Below are 19,182 nucleotides of genomic sequence, written 5' to 3'. Positions count from 1 at the left end.
TGTAATTGTTGATAATTTATATTATGTCAAATATAGTCGACTTGCAGATAGATGCGGTTGTCGCGGGCAGGCGTTGAGATGAGCACTCGGAGAAAGGCAGCAGCATGCGCGATCTCATTCAGGTAAGGCACTCATCCGGAAAAAATTCCGTACGTCTGCGTCTGGCTCCCCAAACCACCTTCCGTACACACCGGCAAACTCGGGTGACCTGAACATACGGCTGAGGGTCTGATCTACCAACAGGCGCAGGTCGTCGTCTCCCCGCGCCATGCCGATTGCCACTGGAATTGTCGTGAAATGACGATCGAGCACTGTCAGATCGGTGGCTGCAGAACTCTCACTCGTCATTGCAAGCAGCAGCGAGCGTTCCGCGAAAAAGACGTTCGATTGACGGCTAATGACCTTTTGCACGCCCACCTCAACGGATGAGACCGCAACGACTTTCGCCGCAATCTCGAACTCATTCAGCTTGCCGGACAGCCACCGCTGCGCCTGAGATCCGGAGACGACCGAAATCGTCTGCTGGGACAGAAGCTGCGCGGGGGATGCGCGCCATATCGGGCGCGACGGGCCGGCACCGGACAAGACATCGCGCAGTCCGGCAGGCGCATCGGTGCGAAGGACGGCACCGATCCCCCCCGGATACACCGGGATGGAAAATGACATGCTCTGTCTGCTGGCCAGCGTATCGGTTGCGCCACACAGCAGGTCGATCCGCTTGTCATGCAGCGCGCGAATATCATCGCCCGGCTGGAGTGGCACCCACTGGACCTTGAGCGCAGCAGTCCTCAACTCGCGGCCGATGTGTTCTGCGACCTTCTGGCACAGCGTGATCATGTAGCCCATCACCTGCCCGGCGTCATCCTTATAAGCAAATGGACGCGCGCCGCTGAGATAGCCCATGTTGATACTGCCCGACTGCCTGATTCGCAGAAGCGTCCCGCTCGTTGGCTGGTCCTGTGCATGCGCCGGTTGTGGGATGAAGGCTGAAAGCGCGAGCAGGGCTATGGCCATCGCGGCAGCCGCGGACGCTCCAGCAATCCGACCCGTTGAGCCCGCTGAGCTGAAGCGAGGAGCCAGGAAACCATAGACCGCATAACCGATCGCCATGACCAGCATACCGCCCAGCACCGCGTCCTTGCCCGACGCGTAAATCGCGTAGACAGAGTACGCCAGCGCCAACAACGTCACCGCCGCATTACGACGATACCTGGCTGGTGGCGTGCTGGCATTGCGCATCATCACAAACAGGGCCGACAGTGAAATGATATAGGGAAGCACATTGGTCACGACGGCCAGATTGACGAGCGCCGCGAACTGTTCGCTCAGATTCGGCGAAATCGTGGAAAGGGCCATTACCGATTGCACGATTGCCATGATGACCATGCCGGCGATCGGCGCTCCCATTCGGTTCGCCTTGCCAAAAATCGCAGGAAACATCCTGGTTTCCGAAGCGTCCTTGGCCGTCTGCGCGAGCGTGAATTGCCAGCCGAGCAGAGAACCGACGCATGCCATCGCGGCCAGTGCCATGACAATGGAGCCGATGGTCGGATTGAACATCCGCGCGAAGGCGAGCCCGAACGGACCCGTCGATTTGGCGAGATCCGCATTCGGTACGATGCCCTGGATTACGGCCGTAGACAAAATGTAGATTACCGCTGCGCCCAAGGTGCCGAACATGCATGCCAAAGGAACATCGCGCTTCGGATTTTCGACCGCCGATGAGTTCTGCACCGCCGATTCCATGCCGAGAAACGCCCACAAGGTCAGCGAGATGCTCGACCCCATGCCTTCAACGAGGCGCAGCCCCTTCGGGTTCCATGCGGCTGCGAAAGTCGCGCCATGGAACCAGAACCAGCCGGCGACCGAAATGAACCCGACAGGCAGGATGACACCCCATACCGTCACTGAGCCGATACGCCCCGTTATCTTCGGCCCACCGAAATTGGCGATGGTGGTCAGCCAAAGAAGGCCGACCACACCGATACAGGTTGCAACGGGCGAAGATACCAGTACCGGGAAGAATGCGGCGAGATAGCCGAGTGCCGAGCTTGCGACTGCCACATTCGCAATCGCAATCGACAGGAAGTACAACAGGAACACCTGAAAGTAACCGTCCTTGCCATATGCGTCCTCGGCGTAGGCGGCCATGCCGCCCGCACGCTGATTGAGCAGCCCCGCTTCCGCGAAACCGTATGCGATGGCGAGCGATCCTATTGCGGTGACCACCCACGACAGCAAGGAAATCGCGCCGACTTTCGCCATGTTGGTGGGCAGCATGATGATGCCCGAACCCATCATGTTGACGGTGACGATGAACGTCAGCTGCACAACGTTCATCTTTTTGGGTTGATCAGCCATGGTGACTCTCCTCCTGGTCCCGGAATGCGCTTCGCCAGGATCGACGGCAAGAAACCCGCGTTGCAGTTCATATGCATCATGCGTCGCCAGCCACTCGCCGAGGTATCCGCTATGCGTTTCAGGGCGATGCCTGCCATCAGGGCGAGAATCGGCACGACCCACAGCGACGATCTCACATAGCTGATCACGCTGTATCCTGTGTTCCAGGCCATGCCGGTCTCCCTTCCCACGCGTCGCAAATACTGGGCACCCGAGCGGACCGCTGCGCGGCCACACGACCGCATCAGGCCACCGTTCCAGCACCTGGCAGAGTTCCGGGATCGGTGCCCACCGACGTCGTGACCTTCGTTTCGATGCCGCGCAGGAACGCCTCGATCACGTCGTCCACCGAGACGCGACGTCCAAAATCGCCGATCTGCTCTTCCAGTCCTTCCGCGCGCAGAATATCGCGTGCGCCGGCGTGGGCGGTAACGATGCGCAGGCGCATTCCAGCTGCGACAAGAGCCGCATGCAATGTCGCGAGCATGCGTGCGCCCGCAATGTCCACCGTCGGAGAAGTGGAAAGATCGCATATCACCAGCTTGACGGGTTGCGTGCTCGACCGAATCCGCTCCAATACCGTCGCGCGGACATGTTCGGCGTTGAAGTAGAGCAATGACGCTTCGATCCGGAATATGAGGACACCCGGAATCGCCTCGTTGTCCGGATGGCGCTCGATATCCGAATATCGTTTCGTGCCTGGAATGCGTCCGAGGACGGCCACATGCGGATGCGCGGCTCGCCTGATCAGCAGCAGCATCGACGCGAGCACGGCGAAGATCACACCCTTCAGAATGCCAAGCAGCAGGACGGCCGCAAATGCGACTATCGATACCAGAAACTCGTAACGACTTACGCGCCACACGTGGCGCAATTCGCGAATGTCCACGAGCCCTTTGACCGCCACCAGTACGATCGCAGCCAGCACGACGTTCGGCAGGTTGGTGAGCAGGCCCGTCAGGAACACCAGGCACAGACCGATGGCGATTGAAGCGAACACAAGCGCAAGCGGCGTCCTGGCACCGGCCTTGTCGTTGACGGAAGACTGCGACAGGCCGCCCGCTACCGGGTAGCCTTGAAAGACACCCGCGGCGAGATTGGCCACGCCCAAGCCCAGCAATTCCTGTCGCGGATCGATTTCATACCGGTTCTTTTGCGCAAGGGCGCGCGCAGCCGAAACGCTTTCCACATACGATAACAGCATGCACGCGAACGCCAATGGAATGACGCCATCCACGTCGCGCACCCGCAGCGCGGGAAATTGGAACTCGGGCAAGCCGCGGGGCAACGCACCGACTACCTTGAATCCCATCTCGCCCAGTGGCGTCACCGAAAGAAGCACGATGGACAGCACCACGACGAACAATGCGACCGGCCGCCCAGGCAGAAATTTTTCGCCTAGCAGCAGCAGTGCTAGCGCACCGACACCGAACGCCAGCACAGCGACATGCGTGTCGGGAAGCTGCCCGGCCAGAATACCGATGCGCTCGAAAAACTCCTCGCCGCCCCCCTTGACCCCAAACAGCTTGGGCAATTGAGTCAGCGCGATGGTCAGCGCCGCGCCGGCCTTGAAGCCGAGCAATATCGTCTCGCTGATGAAGTTGACGAGCGAGCTTAGCCGCAGAATCCACGCCAGCAGGCACATGAGTGCGATCAGTATCGCGGTCAGCGCCGCGATGGAAGCGAATCGGCCAGGATCGCCGCCGGCCATATCCACGACGGTCACACCGACGAGCATCGAGATTGCCGAAGTGGGACCGATTGCCAGTTGGCGCGACGAGCCGAACAGCGCGTAGAAAAGACCGCCAACCAGATAGCAGTAGATACCGTATTGCGGTGGCAGTCCGGCAAGCGTCGCATAGGCAAGCGACACGGGTATTCCATAAGCCGCGAGCGTCACGCCCGCTATGGCGTCGGATGAAAGCCACCGCAACTGATAATGGGCTAACCATTGCGCCGGCGGAAATATCGCGCGCCAGCCTCTGGCAGGCGCCGTATTCGCGACATCGACGATGTCGACGTGTTCATCAGCCATCGCGCGCTCCTTGCGGCGCTTGAGCAGTAGCGGGACTCCACTCAATCGTCCGAGTTCCGTCACCGGCGCCGTACGTGGTCATCTTTCGCGGGCAACCGCCGCAAGGGAAAACCTTCGATCCTCATCCACCTGCGCCGGGCCGCTCCGCCGGCCACATCAAGGCAACGTTGACGCCTCCGCGCGGCGGTATATCGACGCGTCGCGAGCGTTCGACGCCGTTCAGCGTTGCGCTGAGCCGGTAATGCCCCGGCGGAACCTGTGCGTAGAGATACGGGCCGTCTGAAGTTGCCGCGAAAATCAATTTGCCGTCGGCCTCCGACAGACGCACGGAGACGCCGGACACGAACTCCCCGGTACTCGTGGAAAAGCGTGCACGCATGCTGTAGCCTGAAGCAACACTGCGCATCGCGGCCACCTCGTCCTGGCCCACGCCACCCGTCACGTAAGCAATGCCCCGGTTCTGAGCGACCGGCAGCCCCGCAGCACCGGACGAACTCGATTTGCCAGTGTCCGCAGCGCCAGGACCACAGTTCATGCCCATGCCCATGTGCATGCCACTGCCATCGCCCATCATCGGTTGATGATCGCGCATGCCAGGCGGAAGTTCGACGCCCTGCTCCGCTGCACGCGCGATCATCGTCTCGTGCCACTTTTGCGCGATTGCCTGACGCTCTGCCGGCGTCGCGGCCTCGCGCATCTGCGTGCAGAAGTCAGCGCGCTCGGCGGCCGTCGTCAATTGAGCGGCGGACGACGCCCGCGGTGGTTGCGCCAGGGTTTCGAAAGGGAAATCAAGGGCAAGACACGCGATCGCACACAGCGCCACCTTAAGTAGCCCAGAAGATAACGTATGCATGGCAGGTCTCCGCGAATGTGTCCCGCATGAATTGACTCTAGGCACCGCATGCCCCCACTCCGTTGATCTGAGTCAAGCGCAGGCGGCACGACTTCGCGATCCGGCGGTCCGTCGATGGCATTTGCACGACGTCACGGTGATCCACCCCGTCATATCTCATGGGGCGCTACTCGAAGCGTATCGAACGCCGCAGTGCGTGTGCCGTCAAGGCACCGTCGTGCCGGGAGGACTGGATGAACGGCCGCACTCGCAATCAATGCAAACAGAAGGGCAAGCCACCCTGTCAACCTGTCAACCGCAGCATCTTTCTTTCCGCGGTCACGGAGGACCGGGGGATCCCCTGGTTCTCCAGTGACGACATCCCAGCACTCCTGGCCTAGTCCTCTGTGATCGTCTGAATCCGGCCTTCACGAATCGCGTGGATAAACTCACGGTAGTCGCGCCGGTTCTGTGAGCCGTATTCCGTCGCGAATTCGGTGATCGCGTCGTCGAAGGTCTGGCCTGAACCCATATACCCCGCCATCAGTGCGGCATCACCCGAGCGTGCGTGAGCGCGCGCCAGCGCATGCGCGCACATGCGCGCGTACAGCCGGAGCATGCCCGTGTCGAGCGTCTCGATGACCACGGACATTTTCATGTCGCGCAACTGACGGATATAGAACTCGCGTTCATTCCGTCCCCGGCTCCAGCCGAGAAACACATCGCTAGCGGATTGCATGATGCGTTGGCCGGCGACCACACGCTCGCCGTGGGTCGGATGCAGACTCTTGCCCGCATACGGCTCGAGCACCGATGCCTTTGCCTCCTTCACCTGCAGGAACAATGGGTCGTTATCGGAGGCCATGAAGAGGCCCACACCACACATCGTGCCGACGCTGCCCACACCCACTACCTTGAGCGCCAGATCGACGAGATGGTATCTGTCGAACAGTATGCGCACATGTTCGGCAAGGCTCTCGCGATATGAGGCGATCGCGCCCGCGTAACCCGATTGAAGACCGGGGGCGATATCTTCAGTGGGATGAAAGATGAGCGGGGGCTCGTCCTTGATCCGGGGCTGTGCGCCTTCCTCCGTGACGAGTTTCGGATATAGATGGTCGGGCACGGTCTTGCGGCGTTCGACTTCGATTCGCTGCGCAATCCGCTTGCGCGCGGCTTCCACGATTCCGGGATCGCTCGACCGAACCTCGTACTTCTGCAGGTCGATTCTGTCGTACCAGACGTCGAGCGCGCGCATCGACGCGTAATCGTGCATTCGCTCGCGGTATTCGCGCGCGAGATCCGTCGCGATACGTATTGTATCGCCGTAGGGCAGCTCCAGATGCTGGGCTGCGATCACAACGCTCGCTGCGAGCCGCTTCAGATCCCACTCGAACGGGGCAGGCAGCGTCTCGTCGAAATCGTTGAGGTCGAAGATCATGTTGCGCTCCGGCGTCGCGAAGCCGCCGAAGTTCATCAGGTGCGCGTCTCCACATGCCTGCACGCGCAGGCCGCTGGTTGGCGTGGTGGCCAGGTCGGCCGCCATGACGGCGGCCGCGCCGCGATAGAACGCGAACGGCGATGCCGACATTCGGCCGAAGCGAATCGGTATCAGACTCGGAAGGCGCCTTTCATTGGACTCGATGAGCAGTTCGATCGGATCGCGCCGTTGCGCGGGCGACACCCATCCCCCTTGAGACGAGCGGGGCACCAAATCCCGTATGGCGCGCCCATCCGCCACCCTTTCATCAGGTGTACGGTACACCACGGGTTTTTCGCGTCTGTCGCTTGCGCCCTTGCGTGAAACGGCTTTGTCCATGACGACCCCCACGGATTTGGTCTTCGTTGGGTACCCCACGTTTTCGTTGGAAAGGCACACGAAACACTGGGGTCTGCAATGCCGAATGATCGTTCTGGTGGTTATCGCTCGACCTGCATTTGAAGATACTCGGCGATGCACCGACAGACTTGATACAGGTCAACGCTTTTTTGACGCCGACGGTCGGCAACGCCATTCTCACCGCGGACATTGCAACGCGTACGCAAAGGCAAGTCAAACGCACTCGCCCTCGGACTTTGGTGCCGCCCGGCGTGGAATGAATCGGCTGCTGAATAACAGTTTTCACCCGAAGAAAAAGGCAGCCGACAATGCGAAGGACGTCAACGATCCGCGCATTGTTTCCTATAGTCGGGACAGGAGATGCTGTTCTGAGTGATCCGTATCAAACCTGACTCGCACTCTCCAGATAGCGTTTTGAAGTATCCACTAGCCGCCAGACATTCACCGCTGCCCCAATGGGCCGACTATGCAGGCTATGCGCTCACCGTCAGAACGGTCCTGCGTGCGGCCGCCTCCAGGCGTTCCGCATTTGCGACTCGTGCGCAAGCATACGTGCGGTTCATCTGCACATCGCTGCTTTTATACGTGCTGCGAGCATCGGCTCAGGAGCTGGAGCCGCGCGCGTATTCGCCGGCTCCCGTCGGCACGAATTTCATCGGACTCACATACACCCATTTGGGCGGGCAGATCCTCACCGATCCGTCACTCCCTGTCACTGACGTTCAGGCAGGCATCAACTCGGTTTCCCTTGGATACCTGCACATATTCGATCTTGCAGGATCCGCCGCGTCGCTCGGGCTGCTGGCGCCCTTTGTCAGCGGCGATGTGTCAGGCAACGTATTCGACTCGCCGAATCAGATACACCGCGCGGGGGTGGGCGACTTGCGCGTCAGGTTCGCCATGGATCTGCTGGGCGGCCCCGCGCTCACACCGGACGAGTTCGCGCATCGGGTACCGGATACCGTCGTCGGCGCGAGTCTCACGATCGTGGCGCCGACGGGGCAGTACGAGCCCGCCCATCTGATCAACGTCGGAAGCAACCGCTGGGCGTTCAAGCCCGAGTTCGGGATTTCGCAGCCACTCGGAAACTGGTTTGCGGAAGTCACAGCCGGCGTGTGGCTCTTCACGGACAACGACTCGTTTGCAGGCAACAGGCGACGCAGTCAGGCGCCGCTCGCGGTGCTGCAACTTCATGGCGGATACACGTTCCGTCCCGGGCTATGGCTCGCCGTCGATGCGGGGTTCTTCGCGGGCGGCGCGACCAGCGTCAACGGTGTCCGCAATGACGACCGGCAGGACAACAGCCGTTTTGGCGTCACGCTCTCAATTCCCATCACGCGCAGTTGGTCAGCGAAACTCGCTGCATCAAAGGGTGTCGTGGTCAGGGCGGGAGGCAACTATAACGCGATTTCGCTGACCCTTCAGTATCTCTGGTTCAACAGATGACGCGGCTGGCCGAAAAGCGAAAAGATCGCCTCCACGCGTCGACTGACCATTGTGCGAGAGCGCAATCGGATTTCTCGCCCCTACGTTAGCTGTGCCCGAGACCTCTGTACTTCTGCGACCGGTCGCAGACCCCTATGCCGTCAACGCGCCGCATGCCAGATGAGATGTTGATTCAGATCAATCGGGACGGTACGGCAGTTCATATGCTGTGTATACGGTGATAGCCGGCCCGAGTGATCGCGCGGCATCCGGGGCGACCCGCAACGTCACCTCAAATGCCGGGTTGTCTCGCAGCAAGGTCTGTCTTGAGTAATCAAGACTTTCAGTGAACGCTGAAACGAGCTGTTCAGATATCAAAAAGAACCGCGTCTTGCTAACGCGAACGCCGACCAAACTGCCTTGAAGCGTTGCATGCAGGTACAACTGGTGGATGACCGTGCGACGTCAGTTCTGCACGCTACCGAAGGAGAGGTTACATGTCTGATTCCATATCCCAGCCGGCATCCGGCGCGAACGCACAGCCTTCGACCACCTCCGCCGGCGCCCCGAAGCTTCATCTCGGCGCGCTGACCGCACTCGTGGTGGGATCGATGATCGGGGGCGGCATCTTCTCCTTGCCACAAAACATGGCCGTCAGCGCCGACGCCGGCGCGGTGTTGATCGGATGGGCCATCACTGCGGTCGGCATGCTGACGCTGGCGTTCGTTTTCCAGACACTCGCGAACCGCAAACCGGAACTCGATGGCGGCGTATATATCTACGCAAAGCAGGGCTTTGGCGACTACATGGGCTTTTCATCGGCTTGGGGATACTGGATTAGCGCATGGCTCGGCAACGTCGGATACTTCGTTCTGCTATTCGGCACCTTCGGCTATTTCTTTCCCATCTTTGGCGAGGGCAACACGCCCGCTGCAATTGCCAGTGCCTCCGTGCTGCTCTGGGGGGGTCACTTCCTCGTGCTGCGGGGTATCAAGGAAGCGGCCTTCGTCAACCTGGTCACGACGATCGCCAAGGTCGTGCCCATCGTATTGTTCATCCTGATCTGCGTGTTCGCGTTCAAGGCGCACGTCTTCACGAGTGACTTCCTCGGCTTGAACAGTCCGAAGCTCGGCAGCGTCGCGAACCAGGTCCGCGGCACGATGCTCGTGACGGTCTGGGTGTTCATCGGGATCGAAGGCGCCAGCATCTTTTCGGCGCGTGCCGAAAAGCGCACCGATGTCGGCAAGGCGACCGTCATCGGTTTCATCGGGGTTCTGCTGGTTCTCGTGCTAGTCAATATGCTGTCGCTCGGCATCATGAGGCGGCCCGAGCTCGCCGCGCTTCAAAATCCGTCGATGGCCGGCGTGCTCGAACACGTCGTCGGCCACTGGGGCGCGATTCTGATCAGTGTCGGCCTCGTGATTTCGCTTTTGGGCGCGTTGCTCTCGTGGGTGCTGCTTTGCGCCGAAATCATCTTTTCCGCTGCCCGGGACAGCACGATGCCGCGCTTCGTGCGCAAGGAAAACGCGAAGCATGTACCGGTGAATGCGCTTTGGCTCACCAATGGCCTGACGCAGATATTCCTGTTCATTACGCTGCTCTCGAAAGGGACCTACCTCTCGCTGATCTATCTGGCAACCTCGATGATCCTGCTCCCCTACTTCTGGTCCGCCGCCTATGCGCTGCTTGTCGCGTGGCGCCGTGAGACCTACGAGAGCGAACCGAAGCAGCGCAACAAGGACCTCCTGATCGCCGCGCTGGCGGTCGTCTACGCCGTCTGGCTGCTCTACGCCGGCGGGCTTAAGTATGTGTTGCTGTCCGCCCTGCTTTACGCGCCCGGGGCATTGCTGTTTGCCAAGGCGAAGCACGAAGCCGGGCAACCTGCCTTCACGTTCGTCGAAAAACTTGTCCTGGCGGCGGTCCTGATCGGCGCATTGGTCGCCGCGTTCGGCCTGTACAAAGGCTTCCTCACGCTCTGATTCCGGAGACACATGATGAATACGCAGACGATGAAGTACGGCGTCCATTCCGAAGCAGGCAAGCTGCGCAAGGTGATGGTCTGCTCGCCCGGCCTCGCGCATCAGCGTCTGACGCCAAGCAACTGTGACGAACTTCTGTTCGACGACGTAATCTGGCAAAGCCAGGCGAAGCGTGACCATTTCGACTTCGTCACCAAGATGCGTGAGCGCAATATCGAAGTGCTGGAGATGCACAATCTGCTTACGGAGACGGTGCACAACCCCGAGGCGCTCAAATGGATACTGGATCGCAAGGTGCGTACCGATACCGTCGGCATTGGACTGGCCGGCGAGGTGCGCGCATGGCTGGAGAGCCTCGAGCCCCGCAAGCAGGCCGAATTTCTGATTGGCGGCGTCGTGGCGGAAGACATCCCGGACACGGATGAATCCAACACGCTCAAGATGTTCCGCCAATATCTCGGCTATTCGAGCTTCGTGCTGCCCCCGCTGCCCAATACGCTATTCACGCGCGACACCACCTGCTGGATTTATGGCGGCGTCAGCCTCAACCCGATGTACTGGCCCGCCCGCCGACAGGAAACACTGCTCGCCACGGCGATCTACAAGTTTCATCCGGACTTCGTGAATCACGAGTTCGAGGTCTGGTATGGCGACCCGGATCGCGATCACGGCATGGCCACGCTGGAGGGTGGCGACGTGATGCCGATCGGCAAGGGCTTGCTGCTCGTCGGCATGGGTGAGCGCACGTCGCGTCAGGCCATCGGCGAACTCGCGCAGAATCTGTTCGCGAAGGGTGCGGTCGAGCGCGTCATCGTGGCCGGTTTGCCGAAGTCTCGCGCCGCGATGCACCTCGACACGGTATTCACGTTCTGCGATCGCGACGTGGTCACCGTGTTCCCCGAGGTCGTCAAGGAGATCGTCGCGTTCTCGGTACGCCCCGACAATTCGAGCGCGACGAAGCTCAACATTCGCCGGGAAGACAAGTCGTTTCTTGATGTCGTAGGCGACGCGCTCGGACTTCCAAAGCTGCGCGTCGTGGAAACGGGCGGCAACAGCTTCGCTGCCGAGCGCGAACAGTGGGACGACGGCAACAATGTCGTCTGCGTCGAGCCCGGCGTGGTGATCGGCTACGACCGCAATACCTATACCAACACGTTGTTGCGCAAGGCGGGCGTGGAGGTGATCACGATTACCGCGAGCGAACTGGGTCGCGGCCGTGGCGGCGGCCATTGCATGACATGCCCGATCGTGCGCGATCCCATCGACTATTGAGTGGCATGGCGGCCCGCGACCGCCCAACCGACTCTCCGAAGGAGAACACCATGTCTTTCAACCTGCGTAACCGGAGCCTGCTGAGCCTGACGCATCACACCAATCGTGAATTGCGGTATCTGCTCGACCTGTCGCGCGACCTCAAGCGCGCCAAGTACACGGGCACCGAGCAACAGCATCTGAAGGGCGTCAATATCGCGCTGATCTTCGAGAAGACCTCCACCCGCACGCGCTGCGCGTTCGAAGTCGCGGCGTATGACCAGGGCGCGAACGTCACTTACATCGATCCGCACTCCTCCCAGATCGGCCACAAGGAGAGCATGAAGGACACTGCACGCGTACTGGGACGCATGTACGACGCGATCGAGTATCGTGGGTTCAAACAGGAAATCGTCGATGAGCTGGCGAAGTTCGCGGGCGTGCCTGTGTTTAACGGCCTGACCGACGAGTACCACCCGACCCAGATGCTCGCCGACGTGCTGACCATGCGCGAGCACAGCGACAAGCCGCTGACGGCAATCAGCTATGCGTACCTGGGTGACGCTCGCAACAACATGGGCAACTCGTTGCTGCTGATCGGCGCGAAGCTCGGCATGGATGTGCGGATCGGCGCGCCGAAAGCGCTTTGGCCGCATGCGGAGCACATTGAAATGTGCCAACGCTTCGCTGCCGAAAGCGGTGCGCGCGTCACGCTGACGGAAGATGCGAAAGCGGCGATCGCTGGGGTGGATTTCGTGCACACGGACGTCTGGGTGTCGATGGGCGAACCGATGGAAGCCTGGAATGAGCGCATCCAGCAACTGCTCCCCTATCAGGTCAACATGGACCTGATGAAAGCCGCACAAAATCCGCACGTGAGGTTCATGCACTGCCTGCCCGCGTTCCACAACTGCGAGACGGAAGTCGGCAAAGAGATTGCAGAGAAATATCCAGCGCTTGCGAATGGAGTCGAAGTGACTGAGGAGGTCTTCGAGTCGCCGTTGAATCTCGCATTCGAGCAGGCGGAAAACCGCATGCATACGATCAAGGCGATCCTCGTCTCGACACTTGCTGACATCTGAGCGAGCCCATCGAACTGGCCACGACGCTGTGGCACGAGCTCAAGCAACGCTCGCGCCGCCAGCTATCTGGCGTGCATCTATCAGGAGGTGCTGCATCATGCGTATCGTGATTGCGTTGGGCGGCAATGCGTTGCTGCGGCGCGGTGAGCCGATGACGGCAGAGAATCAGCGTGAAAACGTGCGGGTCGCGGCCCGCCAGATCGCGCTGATCGCGCAGGATAACGACCTGGTGATTGCGCACGGCAACGGCCCGCAGGTTGGACTGCTCGCACTCCAGGGCGCGGCCTACAAGGAAGTCGAGGCGTATCCGCTCGACGTTCTCGGCGCGCAGACGGAAGGAATGATCGGATACCTGATCGAACAGGAGCTCGGCAACCTGCTGCCGTACGAAGTGCCATTCGCAACGATTCTGACGCAAGTCGAGGTCTCTGCGCACGATCCTGCCTTCCAGCATCCAACCAAGCCGATCGGACCGGTTTATTCGAAAGAAGAAGCGGAGCGTCTTGCGAAAGAGCGAGGATGGTCCATCGCTCCGGATGGCGACAAGTTCCGTCGGGTCGTCGCGAGCCCGCGGCCGAAGCACATCTTCGAGTTGCGTCCCGTCAAATGGCTGCTCGAGCACGGCACCATTGTCATTTGCGCGGGCGGCGGCGGCATTCCGACCTGCTACGACAAGGATCACAAGCTGACCGGCGTCGAAGCGGTGATCGACAAGGATCTGTGCTCGGCACTGCTCGCCCAGGAACTGGACGCCGATATGCTCGTCATCGCGACCGATGTCGACGCAGCGTATGTGGACTGGGGCACGCCGGAGAAGCGAGCCATCGCACAGGCGCACCCGGACGAACTCGAAAAGCTCGGTTTCGCGAGTGGTTCGATGGGCTCGAAAGTTCAGGCGGCCATCGAGTTCACCCGTCAAACGGGCAAGGATGCCGTGATCGGCTCGCTATCCGACATCCAGGCGATTACCCAGCGCCGGGCCGGCACCTGCGTGAGCATTGCCACACGTGGTGTCCAGTACCGTGCGCCGACGGGCAGCTAGAACTATGTGGAACTCGAGCGCCCGCCCGGCCCCGCGACACGCCTTGCCTGCGGTGCGGTGCGGTGCGGTTCGGATGCGGTCGATCGGTGTGATTCCGCACGTCAGTCGCTGGAACTGGCAATGCGGACGCGAAAACGCTGTCCGAATCTGATCGACCGGATTCGCCCACGACGCTAATTTTTCACCAGAGTGACCGCGATGAATCAGCCAATGATCGGGATTACTGCGCCCCTGCTATCCCACGGGTCCGCTGTGTGGTTTTCCGCGCACGGATTCGGATGGGGATACCGTGCATTTGCGATTTCGTATGAAGTGATTTTCGAATCGCTCGGAGCGCGCGACGCCACGGATGAACAGATTCGCCTCGCTTTTCAGTTAGGAAAGCGAAAAATTCTTCAAGCCGTGCTCCAGCAAGAGCTGCTTCCTTATGAAGGACAGCGGATCTGGCTTCTGCTGGAAAGCCCATCGCTGTCAACGCCTCCTGAAGAACCCGATGTACCCGAAAGGGTGACGGATAGCTGACACTGACAATCAGGGCAAGCACTGTCACGGCCTGCGTTTGCCGTTGACGGTAACTGAGGCGGTCGGGTGGCTCAGGAACACCACAATGAGTGCAGCCTCTGCGCGAGGCGTTGCCGTGGCCCGAGGAGCACGTTCTCAGAGCGCCCGCATCGCCGCATCAATATGTAATCCACCCGGCAACAGTTCCCGCCGCGGGAACCGCACAAGCACAAATGCCCGCACTACCGCGGGATTGCCCGGAATGCGCGCAAAGTGGAACTCGATCTCCTGCCCCGCCTCACTTCCTTCGGGGTGTACGACATTCATCGCGTCTACGCGCACGTGTCTGCTCTGAACGTAGAAGTGATCGGACGGTTTCGAAAACACATTGCATACGCACTCCAGTTCAATTTCACTTTGCTGCGCAGGCACTCTGAGCTTGGCAAGTGCTTGCGAATTTTCTTGCATCAGTGTTTGAAGGCGGCCCAACTCGTCCGATTCGGTAACTGAAGGCGCGCCGACCACCGCACGCATACCCGTGCCTTGCCGTTCCAACAGCGCGACACGCTCTTCGATCAATGCCCGTGATTGCCTCAGCAGATCGCGCCGATTGCCGGCGAGACTGGCAAAGCCTTCCAACGCCAGTTGATCGACCATCCGGCGCGCGATCTCTCCACGTAACGACGCTTCTGAACCGCTGCAGATTCTGACACGATGGTCGCTAAAGCACAGCGTAGTCTGTGGCACATCGCGACGGATAGAGTCTCCTTCCAGGGCGACTCCCAATACGTGGCGCTCGTTCATCGCCATCCCGAGGACGGCATAGGCTTCCGCAGAATCGGCGTTTTCCTCAAAAAAAGCACGCAACTCTTCCGAACGGCTAAAGGCTTGAGCGAGATCGTCAGGTGTCGCGAACAATGCTCGAATCATGGGGTCAGACGACCACGCGTCGGCATTGGCATCCCGTGGTCGCGGCAGCGAGGCGACAAGACTGTCCGTGTAGTTCAATGACGTCTTGAGCACACGCGTGAGCCGCTCTTCGTAGTGACGCGCATTCCTTAGCCGCGGATTCATTGCGAGAACACGACCGACTGCTTCGCTGGTCCGTCTTTCTTCCTCGGAACCCGTGCGCGCCCGCTGGCGAAAAAAAATTCTGTCGAGTAGACCCATCGCTCAACTCCACGCGAAGTGTTTCAATGTTCGACAAATACTGCAATGCCGGCGAATGGCGTTTGATCTTGAGCAAACAGCATTCGACTTGATCGACGCACCGGGCTTCGGTCTGCGGCCCATTCACGATCGCAGATGTCGGACCAGCAGGACTCGACGAGGGGCGCGGCGGCAAATACTTTGTTCACCCCGCCCGGCTTTAAAGGGCACATCCCGAAAGGCTACCTTCACGTCGCTTCGCCCAATTACCGGATCGCGTTTGCGTTTCGCTCGGTCCCGGTGCCTGGCAAGGGCGCGGATCAGGCGTACGTCTATGCCAGGAAACTGCGCATGTACTACCTATCTGAGGCCGGCAACCCGCCGCAGCAGCGTTTCGTTGATCCGATTAACCAGCGGTATCCGACGCTGCCGTTCTACGACGAACGGCATTTCAACAATATGCACGAGGTGATGAGCATTGAGCCCGTCAGGGAGCAGGATAAGGTCGTGCTGTGTGTGCAGGCAGCGTGACGATGGTCCTGACTGTCCGGCCCCCTCAGAACGTAACCAGTATCGTCATAGTTTTGCCGAACGCCTGGCTTCTTTCCGGTCCCGTCATTTACCGGTGCGGACCGCCACTGGACCCAACAGAAAACGACGAGGCAGTGTCCTCTATTCATGGACCGCTATTGCACAAACAGTCTAGTCATGCAGACACGCCGGGGGTTGACGCAAATCAATTGAGCGCAAAGCGGGAGGTCTTATACCTGGGACATCGATTGCCTTTCGAAGGCTGTGCCTACACGGCGCTTCAGCCAACGCTTTCCGCGCTCAACACGGAGTCTTTCCATGAACCAGCAAGTCAGCTCCAATTCACCTTCAGCCCGTTTCAGCCGGCTTCTGCTGTGCGCAGATTCGAGTATCGCGTCCATCCAAGCCGCTACCTACGCCTGTCAACTCGGCGTCGCCGGCATTCAGGTCCGTGTAGTGAGCGTGCTCGAAAACCCCCGGGCGATACTCTCCGCGCACTCTGCAACCGGACTGGATATCGCAGCATTCTCCGAAGGATTGCGGGAATCCGCGAGCGTTGCGTTATCGAATGTCCGTCGCATTTTTGAAGACCATGGTTTGACGGTCGAGGCCGAACTGATAGACCTCGCCAGGTACGGAGGCGATGTGTCTCATGCCCTCGCATCGGAAGCGCAGAGATGGAATGCAGATCTGCTGGTCCTTGGGGCGAGACAACATCATGGCCTGTTGCGATGGGTGGTGAGCGCCGTCTCAGGATCCGTGAGCAAGCTGGTTAAATGCCCCGTGCTCGTCGTCCCGGAGAGCTACGAGCCGCAACTCCAGCACGGACCGACGAAGATTCTCTTCGCTATCGACGGAAGCCCGGCGTCTCATCAGGCTTTGCTCACAGGCATGACGCTCGCCGCGAAAGGGGCGCATCTAAGGGCGCTGTTTGTCGTAGATCGGACCTTTAGCTTCACCGATCTGGTTCCAATGGACGTGCGAGAGGCGGTACTGGTTGACGAAGGGAAACGGGCGCTCGCCACGGTGGCTGAAGTATTTACATCGCTTGCCCCCGGTATTTCGGCCGACTCCGGTTTTCTGCATACGAAGCGGAGCGGCGATGATGTCGCACACACCATAGTTCGCGAGGCTATTCGCTGGCCGGCCGACCTGCTCGTGATGGGCACGCATGGGCGGCGAGGCGTTGCAGGTTGGGTGCTCGGCAGTGTGTCAAGCCGCGTCGCGCGTATCACTGCAACGCCGCTGCTGCTCGTCCGGGCAGCAGCCGATCAGGCAGAGAACCACGAAGAGACCGAGACCTCGACAGTAGAAATCAGATCGTTATGGAACCAGTATTAGACTGGCAGCGCCCGCTTGAGTATTCTGATTTTTGTTTTTCCAATAGCGTACGCGGGTCTGATTTCCAAACACCGCGAATGCGTGTGAGATCGCACGTTGCACGGAGCACGAATCATGACTGCATCAAGTGCCGGCAGTATCCCTAAATCAGGATTCGAGCGGATCCTGATCGGTGTAGACTCGTCGCCTATGTCCGCACGCCTGGCGAAGTATGTATGCGGCCTCGTGAGGCCCGGCGTAGAAGTGCGTATCGTAAGTGTCGCCGAGAACCCGCGTGCGCTCGTGCCGCTTGGATCTCTGGCCGATGCCGTATTCGAGACCATTCGGGAAGAGCTTTTGCGGGATGCCAGTGAGGCGGTTAAACAGGCACAAGAAGTTTTCGCTGATGCGAACATCGACGTCGACGCCCGCGTGCTTGAACTTTCGAGGCTAGGTGGTTATGCGGGAAATGCGTTGATCGATGCTGCAGGTGATTGGCACGCTGACCTGCTCGTAGTCGGTGCTCGGCAACATCACGGCATGTTGCGCTGGTTCGAAGGAACGGTATCCGAATTCGTCACAAGCCAGACTCCGTGTTCAATTCTCATCGTGCCCGCCAGCTATGTGGCCGCGATACAAACCTATCCGCGACGAATCCTGTTCGCGCTTGACGGTAGCGAGGCTTCATCCGATGCCCTGCAGTCTGGCCTGCGTCTCGCAAGACCCGATTCGTCCATTCGAGCTGTCTACGTCGTCGATCGCGCTGTTCGATTTCTCAAGGATGCGTTTATCGACGAGGGGGATAAGGTGCTCGCCGCGGCGGCCGAAGTTTTTGCCAATCAGATTAACGCCGTAGAATTCGGGCTGGTCGAAACAGATCCGCCAGGCGATGACATACCCCACACGATTGTTCGCGAGGCGCAGCGATGGCACGCGGACCTCGTAGTCGTCGGCACACACGGTCGGCGCGGCTTCTCACGCTGGTTTCTCGGAAGCGTCGCAGGCCGAACGGCCCGCATTACTCAAACTCCGCTGTTGATGGTTCGACCCCGGCTGAATTCTTCATCGTTATCCTGAGACGTGAAGAAAATGGATCCCCTCATGAATTCCATGCGATCAACCGGGTGATGCACGGCCGCGCGGTTGCGTTAGTCAGGTACGGGCATTCTCACCCGGCCTGGGGCGCCTGAAACGGAGCCTGTGCTCGTTAAGTGCAACGCTCCAGTCGATCCGCATCAGGGCGAGGACGAGGCACAGCAATGCAAGTTGGGTGAGAACGAAGTAGGCTCCCAAGTACCCTCCATCGAGATCCAGTTCGGGGTCCAGGTACGAGTGCGCGATCTGCGCGAAATGTGTCCAGACCGCGTAGCTCGCAAGGCGTCCGAAGAAGAAAGGCACGCCGATTAACCACAGTCTCAGCCGGGTTAGCCCATATGCGATGAAAAGATAGTTTGATGGAAAGGGACTGAATGCATACAGCAGTAGCGCGCCGGCAGTCACCACCCTCCTCTTTTCAAGCCAGGCCTTCACGACATCAATGTTTTGCCGGTCCTCTTCGCGCATCAGATGGCCGCGTACGAGCCATGTGGAACATCGCGCAAGGATCAGACGCCCCGACGTGGCGGCACAGGCAGCAACTACGGCAAGCAGGAATGGGTTCTGGTCTGGCTGGTTGAATCCTATCCACGACATTGCCATCCACGTCGGAGGGGCGAAGGCGGGAATGACGTTGAGCAGCAAAATGGCCGCGAAGAGTACCGCCATCATGATCACAGGAACATTCTCCAGGTTTTTC

General features: G+C 59.9%; 16 protein-coding genes. 9 read left to right on the top strand and 7 right to left on the bottom strand.

What is annotated here, in order from left to right; genetic code table 11:
• Nucleotides 1-114: 114 nt before the first annotated feature.
• From potE to B0G82_RS33390, 5 genes are all read right to left on the bottom strand, one after another.
• A complete protein-coding gene (potE, locus tag B0G82_RS33405; protein ID WP_121310377.1) occupies nucleotides 115-2,361 on the bottom strand; it encodes a putrescine-ornithine antiporter in 2,247 nt (748 codons plus the stop codon).
• Nucleotides 2,337-2,573, bottom strand: coding sequence for a hypothetical protein (locus B0G82_RS39570; protein ID WP_147439604.1), 237 nt, complete (start codon nucleotides 2,571-2,573; stop codon nucleotides 2,337-2,339). The genes potE and B0G82_RS39570 overlap by 25 nt, the downstream gene beginning before the upstream one ends.
• A 71-nt stretch (nucleotides 2,574-2,644) precedes the next feature.
• Nucleotides 2,645-4,435, bottom strand: a complete 1,791-nt coding sequence (locus tag B0G82_RS33400; RefSeq protein WP_121310376.1) for a SulP family inorganic anion transporter — start codon at nucleotides 4,433-4,435, stop codon at nucleotides 2,645-2,647.
• A gap of 121 nt (nucleotides 4,436-4,556) precedes the next feature.
• Nucleotides 4,557-5,288 (bottom strand): carboxypeptidase-like regulatory domain-containing protein, encoded by a 732-nt coding sequence (locus tag B0G82_RS33395; protein WP_147439602.1) that lies wholly within the window; start codon nucleotides 5,286-5,288, stop codon nucleotides 4,557-4,559.
• Nucleotides 5,289-5,664: 376 nt separating this feature from the next.
• Nucleotides 5,665-7,086, bottom strand: coding sequence for a DUF2252 domain-containing protein (locus B0G82_RS33390; RefSeq protein ID WP_121310374.1), 1,422 nt, complete (start codon nucleotides 7,084-7,086; stop codon nucleotides 5,665-5,667).
• Nucleotides 7,087-7,692: 606 nt separating this feature from the next.
• Here B0G82_RS33390 and B0G82_RS33385 point away from each other — a divergent pair.
• The 6 genes from B0G82_RS33385 (at nucleotide 7,693) to B0G82_RS33360 (ending at nucleotide 14,408) form a co-directional block, all read left to right on the top strand.
• On the top strand, nucleotides 7,693-8,553 hold the full coding sequence (locus tag B0G82_RS33385) for a transporter (protein ID WP_347237576.1): 861 nt from the start codon (nucleotides 7,693-7,695) through the stop codon (nucleotides 8,551-8,553).
• Between the two features lie 476 nt (nucleotides 8,554-9,029).
• Nucleotides 9,030-10,511 (top strand): arginine-ornithine antiporter, encoded by a 1,482-nt coding sequence (gene arcD / locus B0G82_RS33380; protein WP_121310373.1) that lies wholly within the window; start codon nucleotides 9,030-9,032, stop codon nucleotides 10,509-10,511.
• 12 nt (nucleotides 10,512-10,523) lie between these two features.
• Nucleotides 10,524-11,783 carry an arginine deiminase gene (gene arcA, locus B0G82_RS33375; RefSeq protein ID WP_199730198.1) on the top strand — a complete coding sequence of 420 codons (1,260 nt, stop codon included), beginning with the start codon at nucleotides 10,524-10,526 and terminating at the stop codon, nucleotides 11,781-11,783.
• 50 nt (nucleotides 11,784-11,833) lie between these two features.
• On the top strand, nucleotides 11,834-12,844 hold the full coding sequence (locus B0G82_RS33370) for an ornithine carbamoyltransferase (RefSeq protein ID WP_116144424.1): 1,011 nt from the start codon (nucleotides 11,834-11,836) through the stop codon (nucleotides 12,842-12,844).
• A gap of 97 nt (nucleotides 12,845-12,941) precedes the next feature.
• On the top strand, nucleotides 12,942-13,886 hold the full coding sequence (gene arcC, locus B0G82_RS33365; RefSeq protein WP_121310371.1) for a carbamate kinase: 945 nt from the start codon (nucleotides 12,942-12,944) through the stop codon (nucleotides 13,884-13,886).
• 198 nt (nucleotides 13,887-14,084) lie between these two features.
• Nucleotides 14,085-14,408: a hypothetical protein gene (locus B0G82_RS33360; protein ID WP_181916811.1), complete on the top strand. Its 324-nt coding sequence runs from the start codon at nucleotides 14,085-14,087 to the stop codon at nucleotides 14,406-14,408.
• Nucleotides 14,409-14,543: 135 nt separating this feature from the next.
• Here the strand turns inward: B0G82_RS33360 and B0G82_RS33355 are convergent, their stop codons facing one another.
• The gene (locus B0G82_RS33355) at nucleotides 14,544-15,557 is read right to left on the bottom strand and encodes a hypothetical protein (protein ID WP_121310370.1); all 1,014 of its coding nucleotides are present in this window, start codon (nucleotides 15,555-15,557) and stop codon (nucleotides 14,544-14,546) included.
• 135 nt (nucleotides 15,558-15,692) lie between these two features.
• Between B0G82_RS33355 and B0G82_RS33350 the strand changes: the two genes are divergently transcribed.
• The 3 genes from B0G82_RS33350 to B0G82_RS33340 all read left to right on the top strand — a co-directional run bounded on the left by B0G82_RS33350 (nucleotide 15,693) and on the right by B0G82_RS33340 (nucleotide 18,464).
• A complete protein-coding gene (locus tag B0G82_RS33350) occupies nucleotides 15,693-16,067 on the top strand; it encodes a hypothetical protein (protein WP_199730197.1) in 375 nt (124 codons plus the stop codon).
• Nucleotides 16,068-16,385: 318 nt separating this feature from the next.
• Nucleotides 16,386-17,408, top strand: coding sequence for a universal stress protein (locus B0G82_RS33345; protein ID WP_121310369.1), 1,023 nt, complete (start codon nucleotides 16,386-16,388; stop codon nucleotides 17,406-17,408).
• Between the two features lie 114 nt (nucleotides 17,409-17,522).
• Complete coding sequence (locus B0G82_RS33340) at nucleotides 17,523-18,464, top strand: universal stress protein (protein WP_121310368.1); 942 nt, start codon at nucleotides 17,523-17,525, stop codon at nucleotides 18,462-18,464.
• A 75-nt stretch (nucleotides 18,465-18,539) separates the two neighbouring features.
• On the opposite strand, the gene B0G82_RS33335 is transcribed toward B0G82_RS33340, so the two are convergent.
• Nucleotides 18,540-19,160, bottom strand: a complete 621-nt coding sequence (locus B0G82_RS33335; RefSeq protein WP_121310367.1) for a hypothetical protein — start codon at nucleotides 19,158-19,160, stop codon at nucleotides 18,540-18,542.
• Between the last annotated feature and the right edge of the window lie 22 nt (nucleotides 19,161-19,182).

Origin of the sequence: Paraburkholderia sp. BL17N1, assembly GCF_003634175.1 — a bacterium.
Lineage (GTDB): Bacteria > Pseudomonadota > Gammaproteobacteria > Burkholderiales > Burkholderiaceae > Paraburkholderia.
The sequence above is the reverse complement of the archived record's forward strand: the minus strand, read 5'-3'. Positions and strand labels throughout refer to the sequence as shown.